Consider the following 26,223-nt stretch of genomic DNA (forward strand, 5'->3'; position numbering starts at 1 on the left):
AAGATCTGTTCTGCCGGATTGAAATCGCCCATTCGATGCGATGCCCATCCCAATCACCCCCTCGCGTAGCATGCCGGGCCATTGCCTCTACAGGGGTTGACAAAGCCTCTATCCAGTAAAAAGTCCAGCAAAAACAGCGATTTTCTATCGACTCACTCCGCACGCCCAAACTACTATCGGTTCATTATGGAACGCTACAGCCTCCTAAAGAGCGTGCAACCCCCCTTATATCTGAGCGGGAAACGATTAGAGGTTGTTCGCATTTTAGATGCGGTGACGCGCATCGCTGTTTTAGGATTTCATACTATTTACTGGGACTGGGAAAATGATTCGAACGAAACATCTTCGTCACGCTCGAGCCGGCTTCACGCTGGTCGAGCTGTTGGTCGTCATCGCCATTATCGGTGTGTTGGTAGGTCTCTTGTTACCAGCCGTGCAGGCAGCTCGAGAAGCTGCCCGGCGGATGAGCTGCAGTAACAACGTCAAGCAATTGGGGTTGTCGATTCACAATTATCACGACGCATTCAAACAACTGCCAATGCAGCAGTCTGGACCTGTTACTGGGAACATCCCGACGTGGGGAAATTCGCAGGGCAATGCCACCTGCCAGATGGGCAACAGCTGGCTCATTTCGGTCACGCCCTTCATCGAGCAGCAAGCGATCTGGCAGATGATCTCCAACCCCTTCAGTGACGGCAGCGGGTTCACCTGGGGCGCGTTCGGCCCAGCACCCGACAGTGATCAGGGTGACAACTACACACCCTGGATCACTGAATTAGCAGCGTTTCGATGCCCAAGTGACCCGGGAAAAGGCTTGCCAGCCCGCGGGCGCACCAACTACGCGGCCTGCTCCGGTGATGCTTGGTGGTCTGCACCTTGGAACAACGACACGTCGATGACCTATGGGCCGTGGCAATGGGACCAGGTTGGCTATCAAGAGAACAGCGGCTGGGCACAGCGTGCCAATGAATCGCACCGAGGTGTGTTTCGCAACCGCCAAGACGTTCGGTTCCGCGATGTTCTCGACGGGACCTCCAACACGATCATGATCGGCGAAATCGCAACAGACATGGGCGACAACGATCGACGGACCAACGCACTCAATGCTGTCGAATGCAACTCAGACGTCGATTATGCCATGCAATTTGGTGATCCAGAACGCCCCCAGTTTTGGAACATGGCAACTGTTCCTGATGTGTCGATCAGCCCCACGGTTGGATGGACGGCCCGCTATGGCCGCGGGTTCCGCTGGCACAGCGGCTTTGAAGCCAACAGTGGCTTCAAGACGATACTTCCTCCCAACAAACCCAGCTGCGCATTCAATGCAGGTGACTGGTTCCCCGATGTCCATGGTGGCAACTTCACCGCCAGCAGTCGCCACCAAGGTGGTGCGCATGTTTGCATGGTCGACGGGGCAGTAAAGTTCATCACCGATTCGATCGATTCGGGGAACATGCAGGCGGAACAGGTCAGTAGTAACGCCACGATGACAAGTTCACAGCCCGGTAGTGCCAGTCCGTTTGGTGTATGGGGAGCGTTGGGTACAGCGGCCTCGCGAGAAGTAATCGCCACCGATTTCTAGACGGCCCAAACGGGTCGATTGGACCCACGCCTCCGAAATTTCGCTGCTCGGGCTCTCTGGTCGAGAGCCCGGGCACTCCCCCCAATTCTTTGATTGAGCTTCTACGATGATGATGAAACGTATTCTGTTGAGCTGTTGCCTGTTGCCCGCCTGCGCCCTCGTTGGCTGCGATTCGGACGGAACCAGCATTGTGGTGGACAAGGAGGAAGCCAAAAAGTACCACGTCCCCGAAGGTGCCATGGAAGCCGCCATGAAAGAGGCGGAAGAAAGTGCCAAGAAGTCTCGTGGCAAAAGATAGAGGCCCCTGAATGGCGCAAATGCGATAACTCGAATACCTCCGACGCAGTCCTGCGCCGGACAGGCTCCTCGCAGGCAAATCGCCGAGCCAAGACTAGCATTGCGCCGCAGCTTGGTTCTCGGGTAGAAAGCAGTTCGTGAATCCACTTCCGAACTTGCCAGGATCAAGGAAGGTCCCGTGTCGAACCGAAAAATCTACCATATCAAGCTGACTGCGGATGAACGCGAAGCCTTTGCCGAAGTCGCAAAAGGGAAGCGTGGAAAACTGAACATCGCTGCCTGGAAAGTGCAGCGAGCCACAGCAATGCTCAAGTGCGATGAGAGCGAATGCGGCCCGGCTTGGTCAGACCAGAAGATTGCCGAAGCAGTCGGAACGACAACCCGATCAATCGAGAACTGGCGAAAGCAGGCCGCTCTGCGAGGCCCGACGAGCTTGCTCGAAAGAAAACAACGCGAGATGCCGCCGACGCCCGCGATACTCGATGGTCAAAAAGAAGCTCAGTTGACCAAGCTCGCTTGTTCCACGCCGCCCGATGGTCGATCCCGATGGACTCTTCAATTGCTTGCCGACAAATTGGTTGAGCTTGAGGTGGTCGAGTCGATCTCGGCGGATACGGTGGGCCGTGTCCAAAAAAAACGAGTTGAAGCCTTGGCTTAGGTCCATGTGGTGCATTCCACCGCAGCAGGATGCGGCATTCGTCGCGGCGATGAACAGGTTTTGGCCGTCTATCATCGTCCCTAAGATCCGCTCTATCCGGTTGTGAACATGGACGAGCAATCGATTCAGCTGATCTCTGACTCGCGTCCGTCGTTGCCGATGCGACCTGGAAGTTGTGAAAAAATTGACTACGAATATGTCCGCGAAGGGATGTGTAACGCGTTCATGTTCGTCGAACCGCTGGGCGGTTGGCGCGAAGTTCATGTCAGCACGACAAAAAAGGCGATCGATTGGGCGGGCTACGTTCAGTGGCTCGTGGATCACCCTCGCTACAAAAACGCAAAGAGAATCACTTTGGTGTGTGACAACTTAAACACGCACTGGGCCGGATCGCTCTATGCGGCCTTCGCCGCCGACGAAGCGTTTCGCATCCTGAACCGAATTGAGCTGCGATAGAATACTAGATTCGCCCGAGCACCACGCAGGCATTGTGTCCGCCGAAACCGAAACTATTGCTCATCGCGACGTCGACCTTTTGATCGCGTGCTTTGAGGGGCACATAGTCGAGGTCGCAGGCGGGGTCCGGTGACTCGAGATTGATCGTCGGTGCAATCGTATCGGTCTCGATCGTCTTGCAGAGAATCACCGCTTCGATACCGCCACTGGCACCGAGCGAGTGCCCCAGAGCACCCTTGGTGCTGCTGATCGCTACCTTGTTGGCGTGCTCGCCAAGGACGGCCTTGATCGCTTGCGTTTCCGCCTTATCGCCCAGCGGCGTGCTGGTGCCGTGCGCGTTGATGTAGTCGATTTGCTCGACGTTCCGCCCCGAATCGGCGATGGCCAATCTCATGGCGTTGGCCGCTCCCGATCCCTCGGGGTCCGGTGCGGTGATGTGCCCGGCATCGCTCGTCGTTCCATAGCCGAGGACCTCAGCATAGATCTTCGCGCCGCGTGCCTTGGCCTGCTCGTACTCTTCGAAGATCAGCAATCCTGCACCTTCGGCGAGCACAAATCCGTCACGGCCAGTGTCGAAGGGACGACTCGCTCGCTCGGGTTCGTCATTGCGGGTCGAGAGCGCCTTCATGTTTTGAAATGCGGCCAAGCCCATGCGGGTGATCGCCGCTTCGCAGCCACCGGTAACGACGACATCGGTTTCGCCGCTGCGGATACTGCGGACGGCATCGCCCATCGCGTTGGTCGCACTGGCACAGGCCGTGGCGACGGCGTAGTTAGGGCCTTTGAGTCCGTACCGGATCGATAGATTGCCGCCGGCGGCGTTGAGCATCATCTTGGGTACAGTGAACGGACTGACCCGGTCGGGACCCTTGCTGAGCATCCGCTCAATCTGATCCTCGATCTCGTTCAGACCGCCAATCCCCGAACCGAGGATAACGCCACAGCGCGCCGGATCGAGACTGGCGAAGTCGATCCCGCTGTCAGCAACGGCTTGGCCGCCCGCATGAACGGCGAACTGAGTGAACCGATCGAGTCGCTTCGCCTCTTTCGGGACAACATACTGCGAGACATCAAAATCGGGGATGTCACCACCAAAGTGAACCTTGTAGCGGCTCGTGTCCATAATCGAGAGCGGATGGATGCCGCTGGCGCCAGCCGTCAGCCGATCCCAGAAAGTCGTCACGTCACTGGCGAGTGAAGTGACCACACCCACCCCGGTAATCACGACTCGGCGCGGACTTCCATCGCTGGGAACAAATTGAAAGGGTTCCGTTGAAACCGTCATGTGTGAGCCGGAGTGTCGATCGCTATTTGGTCAACCAACCACTCGGGGTAATCAGGAACCCTGAGTGGTTGATGTTTAGAAAGAATAAAGAGAATGGAAAGCGGGCAGCGTGTTACGCGTCCTCGCCCTTCTCCTTCTCGATGAAATCAACAGCTTCGCCGACCTTCTGGATCTTTTCAGCCGAGTCGTCGGGGATGCTGATGTCGAATTCTTCTTCGAGTTCCATTACGAGCTCAACGGTGTCGAGCGAGTCGGCACCGAGATCGTTGACAAAGGATGTCTCGCGTGTGATTTTGTCTTTGTCAACACCGAGTTGTTCGGACACAATGTCGATAACGCGTTCTTCGATAGACGCCACGGGCGTAACTCCAAGTTTGGATGGGATTGGGGACAGGTGATTGGGAAATCAAAAATGGTTGGGAAACGCCAGAACGGAATTGGCTTGATCGCTTGCCGGTGAGGCCGGGAGGCCCGGACCTGAGCATCCCGCAAAGCGAATACCGCCGAGACTTTCTTCTCGCGGGGCCGTGAAGATAGGGGAAACGGCTAAAACCCGTCAATATCCCGTTGATTTTTCAGTGGGCTGGATTAAGTGGGTGGCCGATCGACAGGATCGGCCTGCTAAGCCTCGCAACGCTAACCGACCATCCCACCGTCGACGACGATGGTTTGGCCCGAGATATAGCTGGCATCTTTACTAGCGAGGAACAGAACCGCTGCGGCGACATCTTCTGGCGTGCCGACTCGCTTGGCGGGGATTCGCTTCTTGACCTCTTCCAACACGACTTCGCCGAGCTCGGCGGTCATCTCGCTGGCGATGAAACCAGGCGCGACCGCGTTGACGGTCACCCCGCGTGCGATCAGCTCCTTGCTCATCGTCCGCGTCATGCCGATCATCCCCGCCTTGCTGGCCGAGTAGTTGGCTTGACCGGGGTTACCGATCAAACCCGAGATGCTAGCCATGTTGATGATCCGCCCGTATTTCTTGCGACGCATCACGCCCGCGGCAGCGCGACAACAGACGAAGCAGCTCGTCAGATTGGTCGCGATCACCGAGTCCCACTCCTCATCGGACATGCCCCGCATCAACTTGTCGCGGGTGATCCCAGCGTTATTGATCAGGATATCGAGACGACCATGCTTCTTGTTGGTTTGCTCGATCGCCTCAGCTGCCGCGGCGCGATCGGTCACGTCGCACGGCAAGGCTTCGCCCTGACCGCCAGCAGCTTCGATCTCAGCGACAGTCTGGGCTAGCTTCTCGGCATTGCGGGCGACGCACACAACATGGGCGCCGTTTTGGGCGAGCGCCACCGCCACGGCTCGACCTAGCCCCTGGCTGGCGCCGGTAACGATCGCGACTTGGTCCTTGAGGTCAACCGAGAGGGATAAATTCATGGGTAGCCAATTGCTATAAAAAAGGAGAGGTGGCTCAGGGAGCGTGGGGAAAGGGAGGCACTGACGGCCTCAGGGGGCGTCGCCGAAGCCATCGGTAGGCGTCTTGCGAGCAATTCGCTTGATCGTGCCACGCAAGACACGACCGGTTCCTGCTTCTAAGAAACCATTGACACCGTCAGCCAACAGGCGGGAGATCGATGCCTCCCAGAGCACTGGATTGACGACTTGTTTAGCCAACAGCTCGCGGATTTCAGCCGGATCGCTGTGCGGGGCCGCGTCAACGTTGCTGTAGACGGGGATGCGGGTGGGTTGGATCTCCACACTCGCCAGCGCCTCGGTAAGCTTGCCGACCGCGTCCTGCATCAGTGGCGTGTGGAAGGCTCCTGCGACACTCAGCGGAACGACTTTCATCGCACCGGCTTCCAAGGCAACCGGCTCGAGCCGCGCCAGGGCCGAAAGGTGTCCAGAAACAGCGATGTTGCCAGGACACAGCAAATTGGCTGGCTGCAGCACTTCGCCCTCTTGACGACATTCGTCGCAGACGGCCGTCAACTGATCCAGTTTGAGGCCGAGCACACTCGACATGCCCGATTCCACGGCGTCGGCGCAGGCCTGCATCGCCTCGCCGCGCTTCTGCACCAATCGCAACCCGTCTTCAAAACTCAGGCCACCGGCGAAGCAAACAGCGGTGTATTCGCCCAGGCTCAAACCGGCAGTGGCTTGAATTTTCGCAGCGACGTCGCCGTGCAGCTCAGAAAAAACTTGCCCCGCCGCAACACCCGCGACGAACAGTGCAGGCTGGCTGTAGACGGTTTCGTTCAGCTTTTCAGCCGGGCCATCGGCGCAGAGCTGCTTCAAATCGTAGCCAAGAATCTCGCCCGCTTGCTCGAACAGGTCATTGGCAAGCGAGTGGTTTTCGCACATCCAAACGCCCATACCAGGCGTCTGGGCTCCTTGGCCAGGAAACAGAATCCCTGGGCTAGAAACATCGAGAGACAATTCAGGACTCTTCCTGCTTGACGACTGTACGGCCTTGGTAATAACCGCACTTGGGGCAGACATGGTGAGTCGGGACAGCCGAGCTGCATTGAGGGCAGTAGCCAATTGAACGTTTCTTCAGTGCGTCGTGGCTGCGGCGTTTGCCGGTTCGGCTGTTAGAGTGTTTTCTTTTGGGGACGGCCATGGCAGGGGTCCGATGTGGGAGATATGTAAGGGGTGGAATTTGCCAGCGGTTGAATCGCGCAAGCCGCGAAGAATAAACAACCGCCGCCGGTTTCGTCAATATCTGGCAGCCTATTTGCGGCCCCCAGAAAAAAAATCTGTTTCCTGGCAATCCTTCCACTTGAGCAAAACGGCAGGAGACTGCTATAGTTCGCGATTCGCAATGGCGGGCAAAGTGTCGAGATGCGCTCTCCCCGCCGGCGTGCATGTCATGCGGATCGGCTCCGCGAGCCCCTCACAGGGCATTCACGCGTGCGTCTCAATCGCACGAAAAAATCAAATTAATATCACGCAGTTGCTCTCGGAGTTTTTGCCATGCCCCGCTTGATGGGCGTTGACCTCCCCAACGACAAACAGATCCAGTATTCCCTGACGTACCTCTATGGGCTCGGCTTGTTCCGCGCTCGTGAGGTGTGTGAGAAGGTTGGTATCGATCCAGTCACTCCGGCGAGTGAAATCAGCGACGAAGAAGTCGGCCAGATCGCCGCGCTGCTCGAACGAGATTACATCGTCGAGGGGCCGCTTCGTCGCCAAGTCACCCAAAACATCAGCCGTTTGCGCGAAGTGAAATCTTTTCGCGGCATCCGGCATCGCGTCGGCCTGCCTGTTCGCGGCCAACGCACCAAGACCAATGCCCGTACCCGCAAAGGCCCTCGTAAGACGGTTGCTGGTAAGAAGGGCGTCAAGGATTTGCGCTAGTTTTGCTCGCAAATCTCTCTCCCATTTCATTTTCACGTATGCTTGTTTGAGACCCACCGGTGGCTAAGACCAACAAGAAGAAACGCGTTCGCCGCAATGTCAGCAATGGCGTTGCCCACATCCATGCGACGTTCAATAACACCACGGTAACCATTACCGATACCAAAGGCGACACGCTTTGCTGGGCGAGTGCGGGCACGAGTGGCTTCAAGGGAAGCCGTAAGAGCACCCCCTTTGCTGGCCAGTGTGCCGCCCAACAGGCCGCTGAAAAAGCAACGAAGTTCGGGATGCGGGACGTCGAAGTCCGCGTCAAAGGTCCTGGTTCGGGACGCGAAAGCGCGATCACATCTCTGCAAGCTGCTGGGCTGAACGTCAAATTGATCGAAGAAGTGACTCCGATTCCACACAACGGGTGTCGTCCGCGAAAGAAACGTCGCGTCTAGCTCGGTTGTGGCGCTACCGCCACCCCACGCTGCACTCTCACCTCGCCCCACCGTTCTGGTCCCGCCTCTGTGCGTGACCAGACCTCCAAAATCGCAACCTCAATACGCCGAAAGCTCCTCCAAGATGTCGATGCATATCCGTTGGCGTGGCATGGAATTGCCCAGTACGCTCGAAGTCGATCGCAATACGCTGACTCAGACCTATGGCAAGTTCTCTGCCGAACCGTTCGAACGCGGCTTCGGTGCGAGCATTGGCAATAGCATGCGTCGCGTGCTGCTGAGTAGCCTCGTCGGTAGCGCAGTGACCCAGATCAAAATTCGTGGCGCCCAGCACGAGTTCACCTCGATCCCCGGCGTGCTCGAAGATGTCACCGATATCGTCCTGAACGTGAAGGCGTTGGTCGTTCGCAATAACAGCGACGCCACCCGCGTGATCACGGTCGAGAGCAACTCGGCGGGCGTGATCACCGGCGGCGATATCGAAACCGATGCGGACGTCGAAGTGATCAACAAAGATCACGTCATCGCCACGCTGACCGATGACAAGCCTTTCATGATGGAAATGGTGGTCGAGAGCGGTCGCGGATACGTGCCGAGCACCGAACACAGCAGCGTGGACCACGAGATCGGCATTATCCCGATCGATGCGGTCTTCAGCCCCATCACGCGGGTGCGTTATGAAGTCGAAGCGACCCGGGTGGGCCAGAAAACCAACTATGATCGCCTCAACCTTGAGATTTGGACCGACGGCACGATCAACCCCGAAATGGCGTTGACCGAAGCGGCCAAAATCTTCCGCAAACACCTCAACCCGTTTGTCCAGTACCGTGAACTCGGCCCGAGCATCTTCTCGGCCGCACGCGGCGGTGCCGGTTCACCCGAGGCCCAACTCGAAGCCAAGCTGAACATGACGCTGGCTGACCTGCGACTGTCGGTGCGAGCCAACAATTGCCTCGAGAGCGAAAACATCATGACCGTGCGTGATCTCGTTCAACGCAACGAAGACGCACTCTTGGAAGTTCGCAACTTCGGCGACACCACGCTCAACGAAGTCCGCGAAAAACTATCTCAGTACGGGCTGCACCTGGGCATGCGAGTGCCGAACCAGCCGCTGTTTTAGCAAAGAAACGGCAGGTAGATCGATACCCGCCGAATCACCCAGACCAAATTCAACACCTGGATACGCTCGCACGGGCGAGCCGATTCCCATCCCAGATCCAGTTCACACATTTAGCTCAGTAGACATCCGTTATGCGTCACCGTCGCAAAGGCCGTGTTCTCGGTCGCTCCCCATCGCACCGTAAAGCGATGTTCAAGAATCTCACCGCCGCCTTGTTTTTGACTGAGCGTGACGCCAGCCTCGATGACAATGCCCCTAAGGTAAAGGGCCGCGTCATCACGACCCTGCAAAAGGCAAAAGAGATTCGCCCGAACGTCGAGAAATGCATCACCTTGGCCAAGAAAGCCCTTGTGGCCAAGGAAAACGCGGAACAGTTCGCGACCACTGCCGAACGTGGCAGCGACGAATACAAGAAATGGCGAGCGAGCGACCAGTGGCAGCAGTGGGCCGATGCTCGTGCCCCTTATGTCAACGCCCAGCGACGTGCATTGCAATTGATCGGTGACCGCGAAGCCGTTGCGATCTTGTTCGACACCATTGCCGGACGCTACGTCGATCGCCCCGGTGGATACACCCGCATCATGCGACTGGCAACGCCCCGCCTCGGCGACGGCGGTACCCGCGCCATCCTCGAATTGGTCGGCGGATCCAACGACAAGGTCAAACGCACAGCTTCTAAACCTGCCTTCGATACTGCTCCCGAAGACGAAGCACCTGCAGAGAACGCAGCCAGCGAAGAGCCAGCGGAAGAAACGGCAGCCAACTAGGTTTCCAACCGGCCTGCGATCCCGCACAATTCGAAATTCAAAAAACGCCCTGATTCGTCAGGGCGTTTTTTATGCATAGACACTTCGCACGGGCTCAGGCTCGGATGAGATCCTCCGACATCGGCACTATGCTGGGCTGATAAAAAAAGGTGGTATCGACACCAATTTTGTCGCGGTCGCAACTGCTCCGCGTTTCCAGGCCGCAGGCCGACACACCCCCTGCCGTTGGCGTTAGCCAACGTCAAGCCGCGCCGAATGAACTGCTAGCCCGAAGGGCGACACAACGTCTGATGTGTCGCCCTTCGGGCTAGTTCCGATGCATCAACGCGAAGCACACTTGGCACACCCCGACCGCGATCCTCCCTCGAGAGGCCAGCGCCACCGCAGAGCCCACTTCCATGTCTGCTGGCGTGGCTAGAAATACGCGTCACCCAGCTGCACTTCACGGTCATCGCATACCATCTCAGCCAGCGGGGAAGCCAAACCTGATCATTCTCCCCCCATCGATCGCCTAGCAGCTCACGTTCAAGTTGCAGCTAGACCATGCCCAGCAAACTCCTCACGGACAAAAACCATTGCCCAAATCCCCAAACCACCGTTCCATGCCATCGAGGGATATCAGTCAAAATTCTTGACTCAGTAGGGGCGCATCAATACGATTCGGGTATTACCCCCCCCCCCCACTCACCCGGGGACAGCGTAGTAGTTCGCCGACTGAAATCTCGCCTTTTCGCGCCTCATTTCTGTGGCAATCCGGCCTGTTACTGTTAAACAACCACAACGCCGGAGCGTAAATGAACACCCAGTCAGCCCCCCAACCTTCAAGAAACCTCGCTCGCAGAACGCTAGTTCATGGCCCCGCCTGGCTAGCGCTTGCTCTCAGTGTGTACACAATTGCCTCAGACAGTAACTCATCTCATGAAATTGACGCGAAAATCGAAAGAGCCGTCTCGCTTGCAGAATCTTCACTAGAAAAATCCGAAAAGAGTCGATTGGGCGACCCTTATATCGTGGAAGCAGAGAGCGATCTACTAATCGACAAATCGCACTTTCCTAAACTTGCAACAGATGCGCTGTCCGTTCGAAACTTTGGCGGCGATTCAATACATGATCTGTATTTAGGCTGGGATCCGATGATGCGACCAATCCCAAAAGAACTGCCAGCGACGACTGCGAGAAAGCAAGTCGTCGATTCTCTCGCCGGCAGGGAAATCGAGCACAGTCATCTCACTTCACAATTGCTTGCTGCTGATGAGGCTGCCAAAGTCACTGATTTGCCGGATCATTTCCGGCTCTGCTTCGAACATCCCGGCGTCAAGTTCTATGGACACTTGCACATCGGATGGCGGCATCGGCAATCAGACAGCTTTCCCAAAGGGAAGCTATATTGGTATCAGGTTTACTCCGACGACCAGAGCCGACTTCACTTGGAAATCTCCAGGCACATGTGGATTCGCGGTTCGAATGATGAATTCGTCGATCATGAACTTGGAATTGGACTGCCATTGCCCTCGCTCGGCGCTCTGGGAGAGATCTAGCTAATTGCACGGTAAATTCACAATTGCGGATAACCATTCGATGAATGCGGAGTGGCGGGACGAAGAAAAGGTGTCCGGGAGAAGAAAAGGTGTCCGGAGAAGAAAAGGTGTCCGGTACCGAATAGCTGCAACGGTACCGGGAGAAGAAAAGGTGGGAGAAGAAAAGGTGTCCGGTACCGAATAGCTGCAACGGTACCGGCTACCTTTTCTTCGACCCAGGTAAGTCGCTAATACTCGACCCCAATGCCCGGCGATTCTGTCGATGCGCTTTCGATGCCAATGCCCGAAGCCGCGGTCGTTGTTCGGTCGATAGCCAAGGCCCGTCCCTGCCTGTCGATGCGCGGCGATAGTTGCTCGGCCCTGCTCTGGTCAGGTACAATCGGATGCTGGCTCGGTCGGGTTGGCAAATTCTAGGTTCGCACCCCAACCCGCGTCGCAGAATCAATCAATTCACACCGAGCGGCGAAGTCTGGTGTTTCGAAGTGGAGAATCTCCCGTCGCCGCCGGGTGATTGTCGCCGTTCGCCCAAATGGAATTGCATCCGGCATGATTACCTGGCGAAACGAAGAAGCGCGACAGAGACTGGAACGTTGGTTTAGTAGATTTCGTGATCGCATCGATTCTCCTACTGAGAGCTTCGAGGTGCCGACCCGTTTTGGGCCAAATCATGTTCTGGTTGCGGGTCCACCGGATGGCATTCCCCTCGTCTGTCTTCACGCGATGCGGACTGGTTCCTCCTTCTTGGTTTCTGAATTGAACCCCATTCTCGATCGATACCGCGTCATCGCTCCTGACTTGCCTGGACAATCAGTTCGTGGGCTGCAAACGCGGCTACCACTAAGCGATAGCTCTCACGTTGACTGGCTTGCAGACATACTGAACGAGCTTGATCTCGGATCGACAAAATTGTTTGGAGTTAGTTGGGGCGGCTTTGTTGCACGTCAGTTCGCGACAAATCTACCCGACAGAGTTGAAAAGCTCGCTCTCCTTGTGCCCGCTGGCATTGCCAATGGGTCCCACCTTAAAGGTCTGACCAAAATGGCCCTGCCGATGCTTCGCTATCAACTGTGGCGAACAGACAATAACTTGCGGCGTTTGCTCGTTCCCATTTTTACGTCTTGGGATGAAGAATGGACTGGCTACACGGGCGACGCAGTGCTTGACATGCCATTCGACTATCGAATTCCGCCAGTCGCATCCGATCAGGATCTGCAAGATCTGACAATGCCGGTTTTGGCTCTCGGTGGCTCAGAGGACATCTCATTCCCCGGCGTGGAGGTTGTACGACGTATTTGTGCAATCGCGCCACGCGCCCAGGGTCACGTAATTCAGGATTGCAAACATTGCCCTCCGGCAACATCTGATTTTCGCACTTGGCTCGCGAACAGACTCGCGGCTTTCTTTGGCAATACCAAGGACGGCGAACCATGCGAATCGGAATAGCGTCCCGGTTACCCGGGCCCCCTCCCACACCACCTAGCATGCGGGACCGCTACTCGGGCGGCTCGGCGATTGGGAGCAAGCTCGCTCCATCGGCCTGCTGGTGCGAATAGGCCCTGACCCGCCAGTCCCGTGTCGTTCGCTGGCTTATCGATCATCTTCGCAGGCTTGCTCTCGCTATAGTTGCTGACTAAATGCCGTTCAAATCTCAGTCCGAAGAGGATGTCCAGTTGCGTTTGAATCGACGCGAACGCATCGTCTACGGAACCGCGTTGTTTGCAGTGTTTTCGCTCTTCGCGGCTTTAGTTTGCTTGCAATTGACCATCTGGTTTATTCCTCGCGTATTCCACTGGGTCGGCTTGCTCGCCATGCTAGCATCCGGTGTAGTCGGCGGAATAGCTGGGGTTGGAGTTTCCAATCGGCTTCCATTGCTCGCCCGCAGACTCAACTCATTCCAGTGCACAACCACCCGCACCGTCCAACGCTCGAATACAACTCCCAATCCAAAGTGGAATACAAACAATTGCGATGCACCGGAGTAACTCCGCTCCAGCGTAGCGGCGGTCGCCTTCGGCATTGGTTCTTCTCAGAATCGAGTGGCGAGCATCTAAAAATGGATCGGAGTGGTCCCTGAAATACAAAACTACTGGACGCAGGAGCAGATGCCTGGAAAATCCACCACGCTGGAGTTACCCACGACAAACCCGGAAGGACCCTCAAGAAGTCGCTCGATGACGACGCATATCTCCAACGGATCACCCCAAGGAGGTCGAAGAGCAATTGGTCGAGGCGGAATACGGAACACGTTGAACGATTGTTTAGAGAAGGCCGGATGGAGGAACCGGGTCTTTCGCATGTTCGCGCAGCGAAGGAAGATGGTCGGTGGGAGAACGCTTATGCCCCACCGAGTGAGATGAAGGTGCCTGCGGATTTTCTAGAAGCACTGGAGAACAGACCTAAGGCAAAAGAGTTTTTCAGCTCGCTGAACAAAGCAAATCGAAATGCAATAGCTTACCGACTGGCGTCCGCGAAGAAGCCAGAAACCAGGTTACGGAGATTCCAACAGTTCGTCGATATGCTCGAGCGGGAAGAATAGCCACACTGAAACCAAATGAGCATAACAAGGCGTGGCTACCGCATGAGCATGCGATCTATCACCGAAGAAGTCAGCCACGGATCGCTCGAAGCAACACGAATGAAATCCATTTCCTGATTCGTATCCGTTTGTGAGATTGGTGGCGAAGACCATCAACTGATACATCGTCGGCGCCCCTCCTTTCGGAAGTGCGTCACTTGTCATGTATATTGGTCGGCAGGCGTTAGCGGAATGACGCTTACCGTGGTCCCGGTTCGGGGCATGACTGGGTTGGTATCCCAACGCGTCAGCGAGGAAGATGCAGTGTTTTGCGTGGCGAGCAGATGCAGCGATCGCAACGAGAATCAAGGTTCGAAATCGCGACAAGTGAGCTTATGACGAGTTTTCCTAAATCGAATATCGGTCATCCGTGGCGTTCCTCGTTGTGGACGCTTGCGATTATCGTGTTGATGTTTGCCGACATCGCCGCCCCTCCGCACTGGGGGCTGTGCGTCCTGCATCTCGTCATGCTGCCACTTGCCTGGCGTTTCTTGCATCGGCGGGTGATCACTCGGATCACTGCCATCCAAGCCGCCGCGGTTGCCATCGCTGGGCTCTGGCATGCGATCTACGGCCCCGTGCTCGTGCGGTTGATGCCGGAGGCGACCTGGCTCAGCGGGCATCTGACAGTGGAGGAGCAAGCGCCCCAATCACTGTATTTTGACCCCATTCGATTTTGGACCTTTCTGGCGCTGATGGCTGCTGGGTATTTCCATATCTTCCTGAGGGGACGATTGAGGATGCGGCTGAAGCATCAGCAGTGGTTGCAGCAGGCGATGCGGCGGCGATCTCAGGAAGTTGCCCGGGTGAACCACGCCCTGCGCGAGGAAGTGGCGCGGCGGCAAGCGACTCAGCATCGTCTCGACCAAAGCGAGACCACCTATCAGTCGATCATGGACCGGATGCATCTGCAGGTGGCTCGCAAGAACGCCGAGGGCGTCTTCACCTATGCCAATGGCCCGTTCTGTGCCGAGTTGGGACGGAAACCAGTCGATGTGATTGGCAGCACCGACGCCGATTTGTACTCTCCCGATCTGGCCGCCCGCTATCGCGCCGATGATCTCAGTGTGATGGCAACGGGGGTGCATGTAGACCGTGTTGCGGAGCATCCTGGCATCGACGGACGCTCGGGATTTGTCCAGGTTTTCAAAGCGCCCGAGTATGACGAGCACGGTAAGTGCAGTGGTATCCAAGCCATCTTCTGGGATGTGACGGAGAAGCACCGCGGCGCGATTGCGTTGCAGGACAGCGAGGCGCGGAAGCGAGCGTTGTTCGAAGCCGCCGCCGACGCCGTGCTGTTGGTTGATGACCGTGGCGTGACCATGGAAGCCAACCCCGCAGCGATGAATCTGCTGCAGGCAGGTGGTGGACGATTGGTCGGCCGTCCGCTCGAAGACCTGATCATGCCAGTGGGCACGAATGAGCAACCCCGCTCTGCAAACGAAGCGTTTCGTCAGGAAGCCACTACTTGGCGAACCCTATCGTTCACCGAGCGACACCAGCTTCGGTTGCGGCGGGGCGATGGCGTTGCGTTCGACAGCGAGGTTTCCGTTCACCCCATTCCGCTGGGCGAGCGGGATGGGCGCGCCGTCATCATTCGCGACGTGACACTGCAGCAGCAGGCCTTTGACACAATGCGAGAGGCCAAGGCCGCTGCCGAGCAAGCCAACCGGACCAAGACCCAGTTCATGGCGGGCATTTCGCACGAACTCCGCACGCCCCTGGGCGGGATCCGCGGGCTGACGGAATTGCTGTCGGCCCAATCGCTTTCGGCCCTCTCCCGCCGGTATGTCAACCTGATCTCACAGAACACCGAACTACTCCACGACGCGATCGAAGACATCCTCGATTTCTCTGCCATCGAAGCAGGGCGGGTGGCGATCGACCCACACTTGGTCGATCTGCACGAAACGGTCGGTGACGCATTCGGCTGCCTCGCAATTCGAGTTGCCGACAAGCCGGTTCGGCTGTGCCTCTCGATCCAACCAGGGCTGCCACGGCACGTGATCGCTGATGCCAAGCGAATCCGCCAAGTAATTGTCAATCTCGTCGGAAACGCGATCAAATTCACCCCCAAGGGCTTGGTGAGCCTGCGTCTGCAGTTGGCCGATGAGGACGCCGCGGAGGCGATCGAACCGGGGAGCATTCGCACATTCGAGATCACGATCGTGGACACTGGGATCGGAATTGAAGCGGACAATCAAGCAAGGATTTTCGACGCGTTCGAACAGGCCGATCGGGGCACGAACAAACGCTACGGGGGCACCGGGTTGGGGCTAGCGATCGCCCGTGGGCTGGCCGAGCGAATGGGCGGCGGGATCGAACTCGATAGCGAAGTCGGTTCAGGAAGTTGTTTTCGCGTGCGTTTGAAGTTGCAGCTTGCCGAAACACCCGCCAGTCAAAAGAAGGCATTGGAGATCCAACCCGTCCCGGCGGGCAGGGGGATCGTCGTCGTATCGGTCGACAGCGAGCCGGTCGAATCCGCTCTCAGAGAGACACTGGCCTACGACGGCTGGACGATCTGCCGACCGGACCAGATCGCGGCACACCAGAACACTCTCAACAACGACCAGGATGGCGCTGCGGCGAGTTCTGTCCAGCCGATCTATTGGATCCTTGTCCATCAGACCGCGGACGCCGCATGGAGAGCCCGGGCGCGCAAGGCTGCCGACCGCGTTCTATGGCTCACCCATACGGGAGAGTCGGCACCGCGGCGAGCAAAGACGAAGGACACGGTCATCATTGAACCCGTTCATCCCGATGAGTTGCGGCGATGGCTTCGCGGGGAGTCACTGCGCCAATCGGGCCGAGGAAACTCGGTCGCGGGGCTGCCCGCGGGCGACACCGAACCCCTGCTCGGCTCTAGCGAACCGAGCGACAGTTCCATGCGTGCGGCCGGCCACTATCACCTGCTCGTCGTCGACGATAGCCCGACCAATCGGTTGGTGATTCATGATCAACTGGTCTCCAACGGCCATCGCGTGAGCACCGCCGAGGGCGGGGCGGCCGCTTTGGCGCAGTTCAAGCGGGCAACGTATGACTGCATCTTGATGGATCTGCAGATGCCGGGGATGGATGGCACGGAGGTGGTGGCAAAACTCGCAGCACTTGCCGAGCAATCGGGCCGCTCTCTGCCACCGGTGATCGCACTGACCGCCCACGTCACTGACCAGCACCGTGAGATGTGCCGCAATGCGGGGATGGTGGGATACATCACCAAGCCCGTTCACATGGAACCACTATTGGCGGAAATCGAGAGCGCCGTTGAGGGGCAGGTCAGTCTCTCGGAGCAACCCCCTAACGAGTCGCAGCCCAGCGACGAACCGCCGCCTGTTACTGATGCCGAACTCGAGGATGAAGACGCTGACGCATGGTGGGGGCGACTGGCGGGGCACTGTGGTAACGACACGTCGACCATGCTATCGGTCTGCGAAGGTATTTGCATGGAGATCCCCGATCTCATCCACCGCCTCAATCAGGCCGCAGCCCAGGGAAATGCCCGGACCTTCATAACGGCGGCCCATACGCTGAAATCGTGCCTACGATATGTGGCCCCACCCGCTCACAATCGTCTCGCATCGGAGCTGGAACGGAACAGCAACGACCCTGATTGGTTTGATCGCCTGCACCAGGATTCCCAGACTCACGCCACCACCGCCGATACGTCGCTACCTGACGCGGCAGGGGGCGAACTCACCGAGTTGCGCCGCGTTCAGGAAGTTGCGAAAGAATGGGCTGCACGTGCCCAAACGCCTCCATCGAATGAAACAAGCCACTTGTTACCAGACGGAGCGCCGCCCGTTCTTTGACGCAGAAGTGTCGGCTTGGAGGTCCTGCAGTTTTTAAGTCTTTTCCGGTGGTGTTCGCTTTCGATCAAACCACCGGCTATTTTCTTAAACGCCTTCGGCGTAGCAAAACTTGCGGAGGATCAACATCTCGTCGGCTTGTCGACCACACAAAAGCGTTCGCAAGATTCGCCACATATCGATCATGCGTTGCTCGGAATCCGATCGTGTCGGTGGTTCGTCCGCACAAACAATCGGTCCCGCAGTGGCGTCAGCTAACCTACCGCACCGGCTGGACGAACTTACCGCTCTTGGCAAAGAATTCGGCGGGGTTGTCGTACACGACGCGGCGGATCAAGGCTTCGTCGTAGCCGCGGCGGCGCATCTGAAAAATCAAATCCGGGATCGCCGTGGGTTTGCTCACTCCCCAATCACCGGCGGAATTCGCCAACAGTCGCTCGCCGCCAAATCGCTCGATCATATCTGCAGCCCGATCGGGCGTGCATTTGGTAACCGGATAGAGGGTCATGCCCGCCCAAAAACCTCGATCGAGCACTTCGCCAATCGTGTGCTCTTCGACGTGATCGACCAGCACACGATCGGGATTGATCCGCGAGTCATCGCAGAGCATGTCCAGGATCATCCGCGTCCCTTGATACTTGTCCTCGAGGTGCGGCGTGTGGATCAGGATCAATTGATCGTGCTCGACTGCCAAATCGAGGTGCTCGAGAAAGATCGTGGCTTCGTTCTTCGTGTTCTTGTTGAGCCCGATTTCGCCAATCCCCAGCACACCGGGTCGATCGAGGAACTCGGGGATCATCGAGATCACCTCGCGTGAGAGCGAGACATTCTCCGCTTCTTTGGCGTTGATGCACAGCCAGCAGTGATGCTCGATTCCGAACTGGGCGGCCCGGCGAGGTTCGACCGCCGTCAGCTGTTCGAAGTAGTCGCGAAACCCATCGGCGCTGCCACGATCGAAGCCGGCCCAGAAGGCGGGCTCGCTGATCGCAACGCATCCCATTCGAGCCAGCGTCTCGTAGTCGTCCGTCGTGCGGCTGACCATGTGAATGTGCGGATCGATAAAATCCATTGTGTCAGTTTTCTCGTGTGTTGGATGAAGCGGCGTGTTCGACCTGCAGCCCGAAGGTCGATCGCCACTGCGGGTCGTATTGGCGAGAGAACAACTGTTGGATGAGTTCGGCCCGGTCGGGGGCGTCGCGCAAGAGAATCTGGATCGCTGCAGAGATCTGGTCGCGCCGTGCAGCCGCGCCCCCCGTCAGCGGTGCCGGCGTGCCCTCCGCTCGATCGACGCGGTCCAACACGGCAGCAATTTCGAGCAACTTGGCACGTGTTTCCAAGTAGCATTCGTCTAAAACGGTCTGGGCCGTATGAGATGTCATTTTCAACCTTCGGCGGGTTCGATCGTCGCGGACATGCTGCCTTTACAATGTGCCGACGCGTCGTCACGTCCGAACGCATGAATCTGGTCTCGTTTGAGTTCGGCGAGTTCGAGCGTCGTCGTCATGCAAATCGCACGACCGCTCGCGTCGACCTCTTTGGCCAACTGGTAGCCTTTCTCGCGCGACATCCGGAACAGCTGATTCATCATTCGGATGACATAGTCAAACGTGTGATCGGTGTCATCCCACAGAATCACGTGATACGGTGGTTGACGTTTCGGCTTGTTTTTGGGTCGTTCTTTGGTTTTCGGTTCGGCAACGGCAACCGTAACGACTTCGTTAAACATGTTTTCTTCGTCAGACATGATTTCTTCGTTCTCCTTCAATCACGATTGTACCGCAAAAACGTTATTGTAGTGGCGAATCGAATCCACTTGTTAGGCCCGATATGCGGATTTTCCTAGAAGACCAGCGGCTTGCCGCCCCAAAGTCTTCCTAACCCGCATGCTCTGGCTGACCTCTCCTAAGAACCTCAACATGACATCATCGACTCCGCTCTTGCCCGCCGAATTTCTCGCTTTTTTGACCGAAAACTCCGATCGCTTCGAGCGAGAATTGATCGAGTGGTTGCGGATTGCCAGCATCAGCAGCGACTCGTCGGCAACAGAGAATGTTCACGCTGCGGCGGATTGGGTCAAGGAGAAGCTGGCCTCCGCAGGGCTGAGGACTGAGTCCATTGCCACCGATGGATTCCCTTTGATTTACGCCGAAACCCCGCTGCCCGAGCCCATCGATGGAAAAAAAGCGACGGTGGCGCTCGTTTATGGACACTATGATGTGCAACCTCCCGAGCCGCTGGATCTCTGGGACAGCCCCCCGTTCGAGCCAGTAATCCGGGACGGAAAAATCTACGCACGGGGGGCAACCGATGACAAGGGTCAAGTCCTCACTCACGTGCTCGCCGTGGCGGAGTGGTTTGCCAGCGGCCGGTCACTGCCGATCCAGATCAAGTTGCTGATCGAGGGCGAGGAGGAAGTGGGTAGCGAAAATCTCGAGAAGGATTTGCCCGAACTCGCCGACAAACTCGCCTGTGACGTCGTCGTCGTCAGCGACAGCAGTCAGTACGCCGTCGATCGGCCGGCGATCACGTGCGGCCTGCGTGGGATTGCAACGTACGAGCTATTCGTAAAAGGCCCCAGCCACGATCTGCACAGCGGTTCCTTTGGTGGCGCGGTGAAGAACCCAGCGATGGCTCTCTGCCAACTGCTCTCGAGCATGATGGACGAAGATGGCAAGATCGCTGTCGATGGATTCTATGACGACGTTCTGCCGATGCCCGAGATCGAGCGCGAGGCCTGGAAACAACTCGGCAGCGACGACGCGGAGTTCGCCCGCAGTGTGGGCGCGGAGGCGTTGGCGGGTGAACCGGGCTACACGACCGACGAACGTCGGTGGGGACGCCCGTCGCTCGACATCAACGGGCTCACCTCGGGTCACCAAGGCGAGGGCGTGAAAACGGTCTTGCCCGCGAAGGCATCGGCCAAGTTCAGTTGCCGGTTGGTCCCCGGCCAACAGCCCCAACGCATCACCCAAGTCATCGAGGAGCATTTGGCCCGGCACCTCCCCTCCGGTGTGTGGATAGAGCTCAGGCCTGACCATGGGGCGGCAGCCATGCTGGCCGACGCGACCAGTCCCTACACGATCGCGGCCGCCGAAGCCGTTGAATCCGCCTTTGGCGTGGCACCGGTGATGATTCGCGAAGGCGGCTCTATCCCGATCCTTGCGAGATTCCAGGAAGTGCTCCAGTGCGACGTGTTGTTGCTCGGTTGGGGGCAGAACGACGACGCCGCCCACAGTCCCAACGAAAAATTCTCGCTGGCCGATTTCCACCGCGGCATCCACGCCTCGGCAGCGCTCTGGCAAGCGATCTCGAAAACCGAGCCCGCCGCAGCGTGAGCAAACAGCACCGCCCCGCCGGAGCTTTTGCGAGCTGATAGGGAACCCCAGACGCTGCCTGGGGCTATCATAGGGCTGCCCCGTTGGGGCGTCGTCACCAGCTCGTTCGAACAGTAGATAGAATATCTGCCGCAATAAAACCGATGTCCCAGCGGGGCAATTCGATGACTGCTGCTTCCCACCACCTTCCCCCAGAGGCCGAGACCATGAATCAGACGATAACTCGATTGACCGTTACCTTTGCCAGTGGACTCGCCGTCCTGGCGGTCCTGATGACGAACGCGACAGGCCACGCCGACGAACAGGCGAGCGAACTTCGGCCACCGAATATCTTGTGGCTAACGAGTGAGGACAACGGTCCGGAACTGGGGTGCTATGGAGATTCCTACGCCGACACGCCCCACATCGATGAATTGGCTGCCGAGTCGCTGCGATACCGGATGTGTTGGTCCAACGCACCCGTCTGCGCGCCGGCACGGACCACCATCATTTCAGGCATGTATGCGACGAGCCTCGGCGGCGAAAACATGCGGAGCAGCGTGGCGTTGCCCAAGGGCATGAAGCTGTACCCGCAGGTTCTACGCGAAGCCGGATATTACTGCACCAACAATTCCAAGACTGATTACAACCTCGACCTACCCCTTGGCGACGTGGGATGGCATGAGAATGGAGGCAAAGCGCACTGGAAAAACCGTCCCGATGCATCGACACCTTTCTTCAGCATTTTCAACTACACGATCTCGCACGAGAGCAAGATTCGCAATCAGCCACATACCCTGGTGCATGACCCCGCCGAAGCGCCCGTGCCATCGTATCATCCCGATACACCGGAGGTCCGACGCGACTGGGCCCAGTACTACGACCGCCTGAGCGAGATGGATGCAAAGGTCGGCCATGCCCTCGCTGAGCTGGAGGAAGACGGACTGGCCGATTCCACGATCGTCTTTTACTACGGCGACCACGGCAGCGGCATGCCACGCAGCAAACGCTGGCCGTTCAACTCGGGCCTGCAAGTGCCCCTGGTCGTTCACGTCCCCGAAGCATACCGCGACCTCGCTCCCGCCGACTACGCGCCTGGCGAGATGACCGACCGCCTGGTCAGCTTCGTCGACCTCGGGCCAACCGCGATCAGCTTGGCCGGAGCAGCACCACCGGCCAACATGCAGGGCGTGCCCTTCATGGGCCAGAACAATGGAGAATCCAAGAAATACCTCTTTGGCTACCGGGGACGGATGGACGAGCGGATCGAGATGGTTCGCAGCTGTACTGATGGACGGTTCGTCTATCTCCGGCACTTCTATCCGGACCGACCCTATCTCAAGCATGTTGGTTACATGTTCCAAACGCCGACGACCCGGATTTGGAAAGAGATGTTTGATGCCGGGAAACTGAACGAAGTGCAATCTCAGGCCTGGCAGACCAAAGCGGTCGAGGACCTGTTTGATCTGCAGTCGGATCCCGATGAAGTCAACAACCTCGCCGACTCGCCGGAGCACCAAGAGAAGCTCGCCGAACTGCGGGAAGCAACGCGGGATTGGATGCAATCGACCCGCGACCTGGGGCTGTTGACCGAAGCCGAAATGCATCGACGCACGAAGGATGTCGCCCCTCGCACCTATGCCCTGTCGGACCAGTTCGATGTCGATAGCCTGCTTTCAGCAGCGTGGGACGCCAGCGATGCCTGGCGTGCTTGTGACGATGATGTCATTGCGAAGATGACGGAGCTATGTAGCAGCGAGGACAGTGGCGTGCGATTCTGGGGGACCCGCGGCTTGGCGCTCGGACTGGAGGCGCACCGCGACGCATTGTCTTCGCAAGCAGCCACTGGTGCGACTCAAACGCTCGCAGACCTGCTCGAGGATTCCAATCCGAGTGTCCGCTTGGCTGCCGCCGACGGGTTGATCCAGGTGGACAACGAGCAGTTGCAGGCCGCTGCCGCCACAGAACTGATGCGATTGTCCGATCTGCCGAGCGAGGGATACTACGTCGGTATCGCCGCGTTGAATGTGGTCGATGTCCATCGCGACGTGGTGCAGGACGCCACGGGCCAGTCGTTGGATTCCATTGACGGCAAGCATGACAACGCGCCCAAACGTGGAGGCGATTACGTTCAACGTCTGCTAGAAACGCTTGGCCAATGAGACCAGTTTGCCCGTATTCGTGGCTCTCGCTACACTTGCGGGTGGTTCGATCCGATAAGAGGACTGGTCCCGCTTCGGGGCGACATCCATCTCCGTCCCCGCCCACCTGTAAAAGAATGGTCGCATGAGCTTTGGTTCCGATGTGAACACCCCTTACGAGACGCTAAGGGGCCGTGCGTTCCCCGCGATCCGGCAGTTTACGATTTTCCTGGAGAATCGGCTCGGCCAGCTGCTTGAAGTCATCCGTCGCTTTGAAGGGACGGGGATTCGAATTGTTGCCCTATCGATCAATGACGCCGCCGAATGTGCGTTCGTGCGGTTTCTGATCAGTGATGCCGATCGCGGTCGAGAAATTCTCGAGCGATCGGGGCTGGCGATTGTTGAAACCGATTTGATCGGCGTCGAATTGCCAGAGGGGCCACAACCGCTGCTGCGGGTTTGCACGGCGCTGTTGCAAGCGGAGCTAAATATCGTTCAGGCCTACCCGTTGATCGTCCGGCCGCATGGCAAGCCGGCCGTGGCGATCATGGTTGAAGGGATTGATGAAGCGATGAAGACGCTCAATGAGAAAGGCTTTCGCATCATCACCGAAGCCGATTTGGACGGCGACGACGTCACCGGTGACGGTGGGCCCCTCTGATGTCGAGTTTGCCTCCATACGATTCCTTTCTGCTCGTCTCGTTCGGCGGTCCCGAGGGCCCCGACGATGTGATTCCGTTTCTTGAAAATGTGCTCCGTGGTAAGAACGTGCCGCGCGAGCGAATGCTGGAGGTTGCCGAGCACTACGCGCATTTCGGCGGCGTCAGCCCCATCAACGAACAGAATCGCGAGCTGTTGACGGCGATCAAGGCTGAGTTTCAATCCACTGGAATCGATCTGCCGGTCTACTGGGGCAATCGAAACTGGGCCCCCTATTTTGCCGATACGCTCGAGCAGATGAAGGCGGATGGATGTCAGCGGACTCTGGCGTTCTTCACCAGCATGTTCAGTTCCTACAGTGGTTGCCGCCAATACCGGGAGAACATTGCGGCAGCTCGCCAACAGGTAGGTGACGAGGCTCCGCTAGTTGAAAAAGTCCGTATGGGATTCAACCACCCCGGTTTCATCGCGGCCATGGCGGAGCATGTGAAGGCGGCCGCTGCGTCGATCGATTGCCCGCCCAGCGACGTCAAGTTGTTGTTGACCGCTCACAGCATCCCGCTATCCATGGCTGAAAATTGTGATTATGAAATCCAATTGCGAGAAGCGAGCCGCTTAGTCGCCGAAGCCTGTGGGGCGAGTGATTGGGACTTGGTCTACCAGAGCCGCAGCGGACCGCCGACCCAGCCCTGGCTCGAACCTGACGTGCTCGACGAGATTGCCCGCCTCGACGACGAGCAAAAGATCCCGGCGCTGGTGATTTTGCCCATCGGCTTCGTCAGTGATCACATGGAGGTGATGTTTGACCTCGACGAGGAGGCCGCCGAGCTGTGTGCTGAGCGAGGGATCCCGATGGCCCGGGCCGCCTCAGCGGGGACCTCACCCGCGTTTGTCAAAATGATCCGCTCGCTGGTCGAAGAGCGGCTCGAACGCGTCGACGAGCGGCCTGCGTTGGGCGATCTCGGCCCCTGGCACGACGTCTGTCCAGCCGACTGCTGCACGTACACCCCGCGCCGCCCGGCGAGTCGACCTGAAGGCGCTTCGGGGCAAGGGTGAACCAGGCACCTATTGGGGGCGATGCTGCATCGCGGCGGATGGCCGCGACCCGGCCTCGAGCCTACGGTTTGACGCGGCCTCGCCTTTGCACGGTGAATCAAGCTTGTATGATCAGTGGCAACGATTCGCCGTTTTGCCCCCTCCTTCCCCACTAGACTTCACCATGTCACGACTGGCACACCAAGTATTCTTTAAGCTCAAAAATCGCGATGACGCATCGGTAGAATCGCTCGTCAACGCTTGCCAGAAATACCTGACGGGTCACGATGGCACCCTGGATTTCAGCGTGGGAGTGCGTGAGCCCCGTTATGACCGTCCCGTCAATGCGGATTACGACGTTGCCTTGCATGTCGTGTTTGTCGATCAAGCCGCCCATGACGCTTATCAAGTCGCCCCGCGGCACCTCGAGTTCTTCGAGCAACAGAAACCAAACTGGGACGTCGTCCAAGTTTTCGATAGCAACCTGCGAGACGACGCCTAGGCATTCGTTCGCGAGAGCGATCGTTTTGATCATTCGCGACACGGAATTTGACGATACCAATCGTCCGCTCGCGCCCCTCCGCTAGCGGAGATCCCCTACTTTCCCTTCCCACAGAGAGACTCTCATGAGCGTTTTGGTTACCCAACAAGCCCCTGATTTCACCGCGACTGCCGTCATGCCCGATGGGCAGTTCAAGGACGATTTTTCCTTGAGCGACTACCAGGGAAAGTACGTTCTGATGTTCTTTTGGCCTTTGGACTTCACGTTCGTTTGCCCAACAGAAATCATCGCCTTTAGCGACCGCGCCAAAGAGTTTGAAGCGCTCGGCGTGAACATCATCGGCGTTTCCACCGACAGCCACTTCTCGCACTTGGCATGGACGAACACGGAACGCAATCAGGGTGGGATCGGCAAGACGGCGTACCCATTGGTTGCTGACTTCAGCAAGCAAATCTCGCGCGATTACGACGTGCTGTTGGACAACGGCGTGGCGCTGCGTGGATTGTTCTTGATCGACAAGGAAGGCGTCGTGCGGCACCAAGTCGTCAACGACCTGCCGCTCGGCCGCAGCGTCGACGAAGCGCTGCGGATGGTCAAGGCATTGCAGTTCTTCGAAACCAACGGCGAGGTCTGCCCAGCGAACTGGCAGGAAGGATCGCGGACGATCAAAGCGGACGTCGAAGGCAGCAAGGAATTCTTCGACGCTGAATATTCGGCAGGCTAGGGATG

26 protein-coding genes are annotated in these 26,223 nt (G+C 57.8%); 18 read left to right on the forward strand and 8 right to left on the reverse strand.

The features are described 5' to 3' along the window. The first annotated feature begins 325 nt into the window (after window positions 1-325). The 4 genes from CA85_RS12215 (at window position 326) to CA85_RS12230 (ending at window position 2,993) form a co-directional block, all read left to right on the forward strand. Entirely contained in the window at window positions 326-1,582 is a 1,257-nt protein-coding gene (locus CA85_RS12215; protein WP_146391614.1) for a DUF1559 domain-containing protein, read from the forward strand. Between the two features lie 106 nt (window positions 1,583-1,688). Then, window positions 1,689-1,880: a hypothetical protein gene (locus CA85_RS12220; RefSeq protein ID WP_146391615.1), complete on the forward strand. Its 192-nt coding sequence runs from the start codon at window positions 1,689-1,691 to the stop codon at window positions 1,878-1,880. A 177-nt stretch (window positions 1,881-2,057) separates the two neighbouring features. Next, a complete protein-coding gene (locus tag CA85_RS12225; RefSeq protein WP_146391616.1) occupies window positions 2,058-2,537 on the forward strand; it encodes a helix-turn-helix domain-containing protein in 480 nt (159 codons plus the stop codon). A gap of 108 nt (window positions 2,538-2,645) precedes the next feature. Further along, a complete protein-coding gene (locus tag CA85_RS12230; protein ID WP_146391617.1) occupies window positions 2,646-2,993 on the forward strand; it encodes a transposase in 348 nt (115 codons plus the stop codon). A gap of 4 nt (window positions 2,994-2,997) precedes the next feature. On the opposite strand, the gene fabF is transcribed toward CA85_RS12230, so the two are convergent. The 5 genes from fabF to rpmF all read right to left on the reverse strand — a co-directional run bounded on the left by fabF (window position 2,998) and on the right by rpmF (window position 7,102). After that, complete coding sequence (fabF, locus tag CA85_RS12235) at window positions 2,998-4,278, reverse strand: beta-ketoacyl-ACP synthase II (RefSeq protein ID WP_146391618.1); 1,281 nt, start codon at window positions 4,276-4,278, stop codon at window positions 2,998-3,000. A 112-nt stretch (window positions 4,279-4,390) separates the two neighbouring features. Then, window positions 4,391-4,636 carry an acyl carrier protein gene (locus CA85_RS12240; protein WP_146391619.1) on the reverse strand — a complete coding sequence of 82 codons (246 nt, stop codon included), beginning with the start codon at window positions 4,634-4,636 and terminating at the stop codon, window positions 4,391-4,393. Window positions 4,637-4,914: 278 nt separating this feature from the next. Then, window positions 4,915-5,673 (reverse strand): 3-oxoacyl-[acyl-carrier-protein] reductase, encoded by a 759-nt coding sequence (gene fabG / locus CA85_RS12245; protein ID WP_146391620.1) that lies wholly within the window; start codon window positions 5,671-5,673, stop codon window positions 4,915-4,917. 69 nt (window positions 5,674-5,742) lie between these two features. Further along, a complete protein-coding gene (gene fabD, locus CA85_RS12250; protein WP_146391621.1) occupies window positions 5,743-6,672 on the reverse strand; it encodes an ACP S-malonyltransferase in 930 nt (309 codons plus the stop codon). Window position 6,673: 1 nt separating this feature from the next. Beyond that, window positions 6,674-7,102, reverse strand: a complete 429-nt coding sequence (gene rpmF / locus CA85_RS26025; protein WP_315852712.1) for a 50S ribosomal protein L32 — start codon at window positions 7,100-7,102, stop codon at window positions 6,674-6,676. Window positions 7,103-7,221: 119 nt separating this feature from the next. Here rpmF and rpsM point away from each other — a divergent pair, with 119 nt between their 5' ends. The 8 genes from rpsM (at window position 7,222) to CA85_RS12295 (ending at window position 17,845) form a co-directional block, all read left to right on the forward strand. Further along, window positions 7,222-7,593, forward strand: coding sequence for a 30S ribosomal protein S13 (gene rpsM / locus CA85_RS12260; RefSeq protein ID WP_146391771.1), 372 nt, complete (start codon window positions 7,222-7,224; stop codon window positions 7,591-7,593). A gap of 59 nt (window positions 7,594-7,652) precedes the next feature. Then, window positions 7,653-8,036, forward strand: coding sequence for a 30S ribosomal protein S11 (gene rpsK, locus CA85_RS12265; RefSeq protein ID WP_146391623.1), 384 nt, complete (start codon window positions 7,653-7,655; stop codon window positions 8,034-8,036). A gap of 124 nt (window positions 8,037-8,160) precedes the next feature. Then, entirely contained in the window at window positions 8,161-9,156 is a 996-nt protein-coding gene (locus CA85_RS12270; RefSeq protein WP_146391624.1) for a DNA-directed RNA polymerase subunit alpha, read from the forward strand. Window positions 9,157-9,287: 131 nt separating this feature from the next. Further along, window positions 9,288-9,923 carry a bL17 family ribosomal protein gene (locus CA85_RS12275; protein WP_146391625.1) on the forward strand — a complete coding sequence of 212 codons (636 nt, stop codon included), beginning with the start codon at window positions 9,288-9,290 and terminating at the stop codon, window positions 9,921-9,923. A gap of 1,133 nt (window positions 9,924-11,056) precedes the next feature. Next, a complete protein-coding gene (locus CA85_RS12280; protein ID WP_146391626.1) occupies window positions 11,057-11,461 on the forward strand; it encodes a hypothetical protein in 405 nt (134 codons plus the stop codon). Window positions 11,462-12,007: 546 nt separating this feature from the next. Then, on the forward strand, window positions 12,008-12,904 hold the full coding sequence (locus CA85_RS12285) for an alpha/beta fold hydrolase (RefSeq protein ID WP_146391627.1): 897 nt from the start codon (window positions 12,008-12,010) through the stop codon (window positions 12,902-12,904). A 910-nt stretch (window positions 12,905-13,814) separates the two neighbouring features. Next, the gene (locus CA85_RS25680) at window positions 13,815-13,997 is read left to right on the forward strand and encodes a YdeI/OmpD-associated family protein (RefSeq protein WP_246112761.1); all 183 of its coding nucleotides are present in this window, start codon (window positions 13,815-13,817) and stop codon (window positions 13,995-13,997) included. A gap of 374 nt (window positions 13,998-14,371) precedes the next feature. Next, a complete protein-coding gene (locus tag CA85_RS12295) occupies window positions 14,372-17,845 on the forward strand; it encodes an ATP-binding protein (RefSeq protein WP_246112735.1) in 3,474 nt (1,157 codons plus the stop codon). Window positions 17,846-18,101: 256 nt separating this feature from the next. Here the strand turns inward: CA85_RS12295 and CA85_RS12300 are convergent, their stop codons facing one another. The 3 genes from CA85_RS12300 to CA85_RS12310 are packed head-to-tail and all read right to left on the reverse strand — an operon-like array spanning window position 18,102 to window position 19,586. Beyond that, window positions 18,102-18,911 (reverse strand): TatD family hydrolase, encoded by an 810-nt coding sequence (locus CA85_RS12300; protein ID WP_146391628.1) that lies wholly within the window; start codon window positions 18,909-18,911, stop codon window positions 18,102-18,104. Between the two features lie 4 nt (window positions 18,912-18,915). Next, window positions 18,916-19,221, reverse strand: a complete 306-nt coding sequence (locus tag CA85_RS12305; protein ID WP_146391629.1) for a hypothetical protein — start codon at window positions 19,219-19,221, stop codon at window positions 18,916-18,918. A 2-nt stretch (window positions 19,222-19,223) separates the two neighbouring features. After that, window positions 19,224-19,586 carry an ATP-dependent Clp protease adaptor ClpS gene (locus tag CA85_RS12310; protein ID WP_186774902.1) on the reverse strand — a complete coding sequence of 121 codons (363 nt, stop codon included), beginning with the start codon at window positions 19,584-19,586 and terminating at the stop codon, window positions 19,224-19,226. A 172-nt stretch (window positions 19,587-19,758) separates the two neighbouring features. On the opposite strand from CA85_RS12310, the gene CA85_RS12315 reads away from it, so the two are divergent. From CA85_RS12315 to CA85_RS12340, 6 genes are all read left to right on the forward strand, one after another. Then, window positions 19,759-21,177, forward strand: a complete 1,419-nt coding sequence (locus tag CA85_RS12315; protein WP_146391630.1) for a dipeptidase — start codon at window positions 19,759-19,761, stop codon at window positions 21,175-21,177. A gap of 206 nt (window positions 21,178-21,383) precedes the next feature. Further along, window positions 21,384-23,318, forward strand: coding sequence for a sulfatase-like hydrolase/transferase (locus CA85_RS12320; RefSeq protein ID WP_246112736.1), 1,935 nt, complete (start codon window positions 21,384-21,386; stop codon window positions 23,316-23,318). Between the two features lie 124 nt (window positions 23,319-23,442). Beyond that, window positions 23,443-23,958: an acetolactate synthase gene (locus CA85_RS12325; protein ID WP_146391631.1), complete on the forward strand. Its 516-nt coding sequence runs from the start codon at window positions 23,443-23,445 to the stop codon at window positions 23,956-23,958. Continuing rightward, window positions 23,958-25,013 carry a ferrochelatase gene (locus tag CA85_RS12330; RefSeq protein WP_146391632.1) on the forward strand — a complete coding sequence of 352 codons (1,056 nt, stop codon included), beginning with the start codon at window positions 23,958-23,960 and terminating at the stop codon, window positions 25,011-25,013. The genes CA85_RS12325 and CA85_RS12330 overlap by 1 nt, the downstream gene beginning before the upstream one ends. Window positions 25,014-25,176: 163 nt before the next feature. After that, entirely contained in the window at window positions 25,177-25,494 is a 318-nt protein-coding gene (locus CA85_RS12335; RefSeq protein ID WP_146391633.1) for a Dabb family protein, read from the forward strand. Between the two features lie 124 nt (window positions 25,495-25,618). Further along, entirely contained in the window at window positions 25,619-26,218 is a 600-nt protein-coding gene (locus CA85_RS12340; protein ID WP_146391634.1) for a peroxiredoxin, read from the forward strand. Window positions 26,219-26,223: the final 5 nt, after the last annotated feature.

Source organism: Allorhodopirellula solitaria, assembly GCF_007859855.1.
Taxonomy (GTDB): Bacteria; Planctomycetota; Planctomycetia; order Pirellulales; family Pirellulaceae; genus Rhodopirellula; species Rhodopirellula solitaria.

Bases quoted from the DNA above. Each gene is read 5' to 3' on its own strand.
- CA85_RS12215 (WP_146391614.1), top strand. From the start codon at position 326: ATGATTCGAACGAAACATCTTCGTCACGCTCGAGCCGGCTTCACGCTG.
- CA85_RS12220 (WP_146391615.1), top strand. From the start codon at position 1,689: ATGATGATGAAACGTATTCTGTTGAGCTGTTGCCTGTTGCCCGCCTGC.
- CA85_RS12230 (WP_146391617.1), top strand. From the start codon at position 2,646: ATGGACGAGCAATCGATTCAGCTGATCTCTGACTCGCGTCCGTCGTTG.
- fabF (WP_146391618.1), bottom strand. From the start codon at position 4,278: ATGACGGTTTCAACGGAACCCTTTCAATTTGTTCCCAGCGATGGAAGT.
- fabG (WP_146391620.1), bottom strand. From the start codon at position 5,673: ATGAATTTATCCCTCTCGGTTGACCTCAAGGACCAAGTCGCGATCGTT.
- rpmF (WP_315852712.1), bottom strand. From the start codon at position 7,102: ATGCACGCCGGCGGGGAGAGCGCATCTCGACACTTTGCCCGCCATTGC.
- rpsM (WP_146391771.1), top strand. From the start codon at position 7,222: ATGGGCGTTGACCTCCCCAACGACAAACAGATCCAGTATTCCCTGACG.
- CA85_RS12270 (WP_146391624.1), top strand. From the start codon at position 8,161: ATGTCGATGCATATCCGTTGGCGTGGCATGGAATTGCCCAGTACGCTC.
- CA85_RS12275 (WP_146391625.1), top strand. From the start codon at position 9,288: ATGCGTCACCGTCGCAAAGGCCGTGTTCTCGGTCGCTCCCCATCGCAC.
- CA85_RS12280 (WP_146391626.1), top strand. From the start codon at position 11,057: ATGATGCGACCAATCCCAAAAGAACTGCCAGCGACGACTGCGAGAAAG.
- CA85_RS12285 (WP_146391627.1), top strand. From the start codon at position 12,008: ATGATTACCTGGCGAAACGAAGAAGCGCGACAGAGACTGGAACGTTGG.
- CA85_RS25680 (WP_246112761.1), top strand. From the start codon at position 13,815: ATGAAGGTGCCTGCGGATTTTCTAGAAGCACTGGAGAACAGACCTAAG.
- CA85_RS12295 (WP_246112735.1), top strand. From the start codon at position 14,372: ATGACGAGTTTTCCTAAATCGAATATCGGTCATCCGTGGCGTTCCTCG.
- CA85_RS12300 (WP_146391628.1), bottom strand. From the start codon at position 18,911: ATGGATTTTATCGATCCGCACATTCACATGGTCAGCCGCACGACGGAC.
- CA85_RS12305 (WP_146391629.1), bottom strand. From the start codon at position 19,221: ATGACATCTCATACGGCCCAGACCGTTTTAGACGAATGCTACTTGGAA.
- CA85_RS12310 (WP_186774902.1), bottom strand. From the start codon at position 19,586: ATGTCTGACGAAGAAAACATGTTTAACGAAGTCGTTACGGTTGCCGTT.
- CA85_RS12315 (WP_146391630.1), top strand. From the start codon at position 19,759: ATGACATCATCGACTCCGCTCTTGCCCGCCGAATTTCTCGCTTTTTTG.
- CA85_RS12320 (WP_246112736.1), top strand. From the start codon at position 21,384: ATGAATCAGACGATAACTCGATTGACCGTTACCTTTGCCAGTGGACTC.
- CA85_RS12325 (WP_146391631.1), top strand. From the start codon at position 23,443: ATGAGCTTTGGTTCCGATGTGAACACCCCTTACGAGACGCTAAGGGGC.
- CA85_RS12330 (WP_146391632.1), top strand. From the start codon at position 23,958: ATGTCGAGTTTGCCTCCATACGATTCCTTTCTGCTCGTCTCGTTCGGC.
- CA85_RS12335 (WP_146391633.1), top strand. From the start codon at position 25,177: ATGTCACGACTGGCACACCAAGTATTCTTTAAGCTCAAAAATCGCGAT.
- CA85_RS12340 (WP_146391634.1), top strand. From the start codon at position 25,619: ATGAGCGTTTTGGTTACCCAACAAGCCCCTGATTTCACCGCGACTGCC.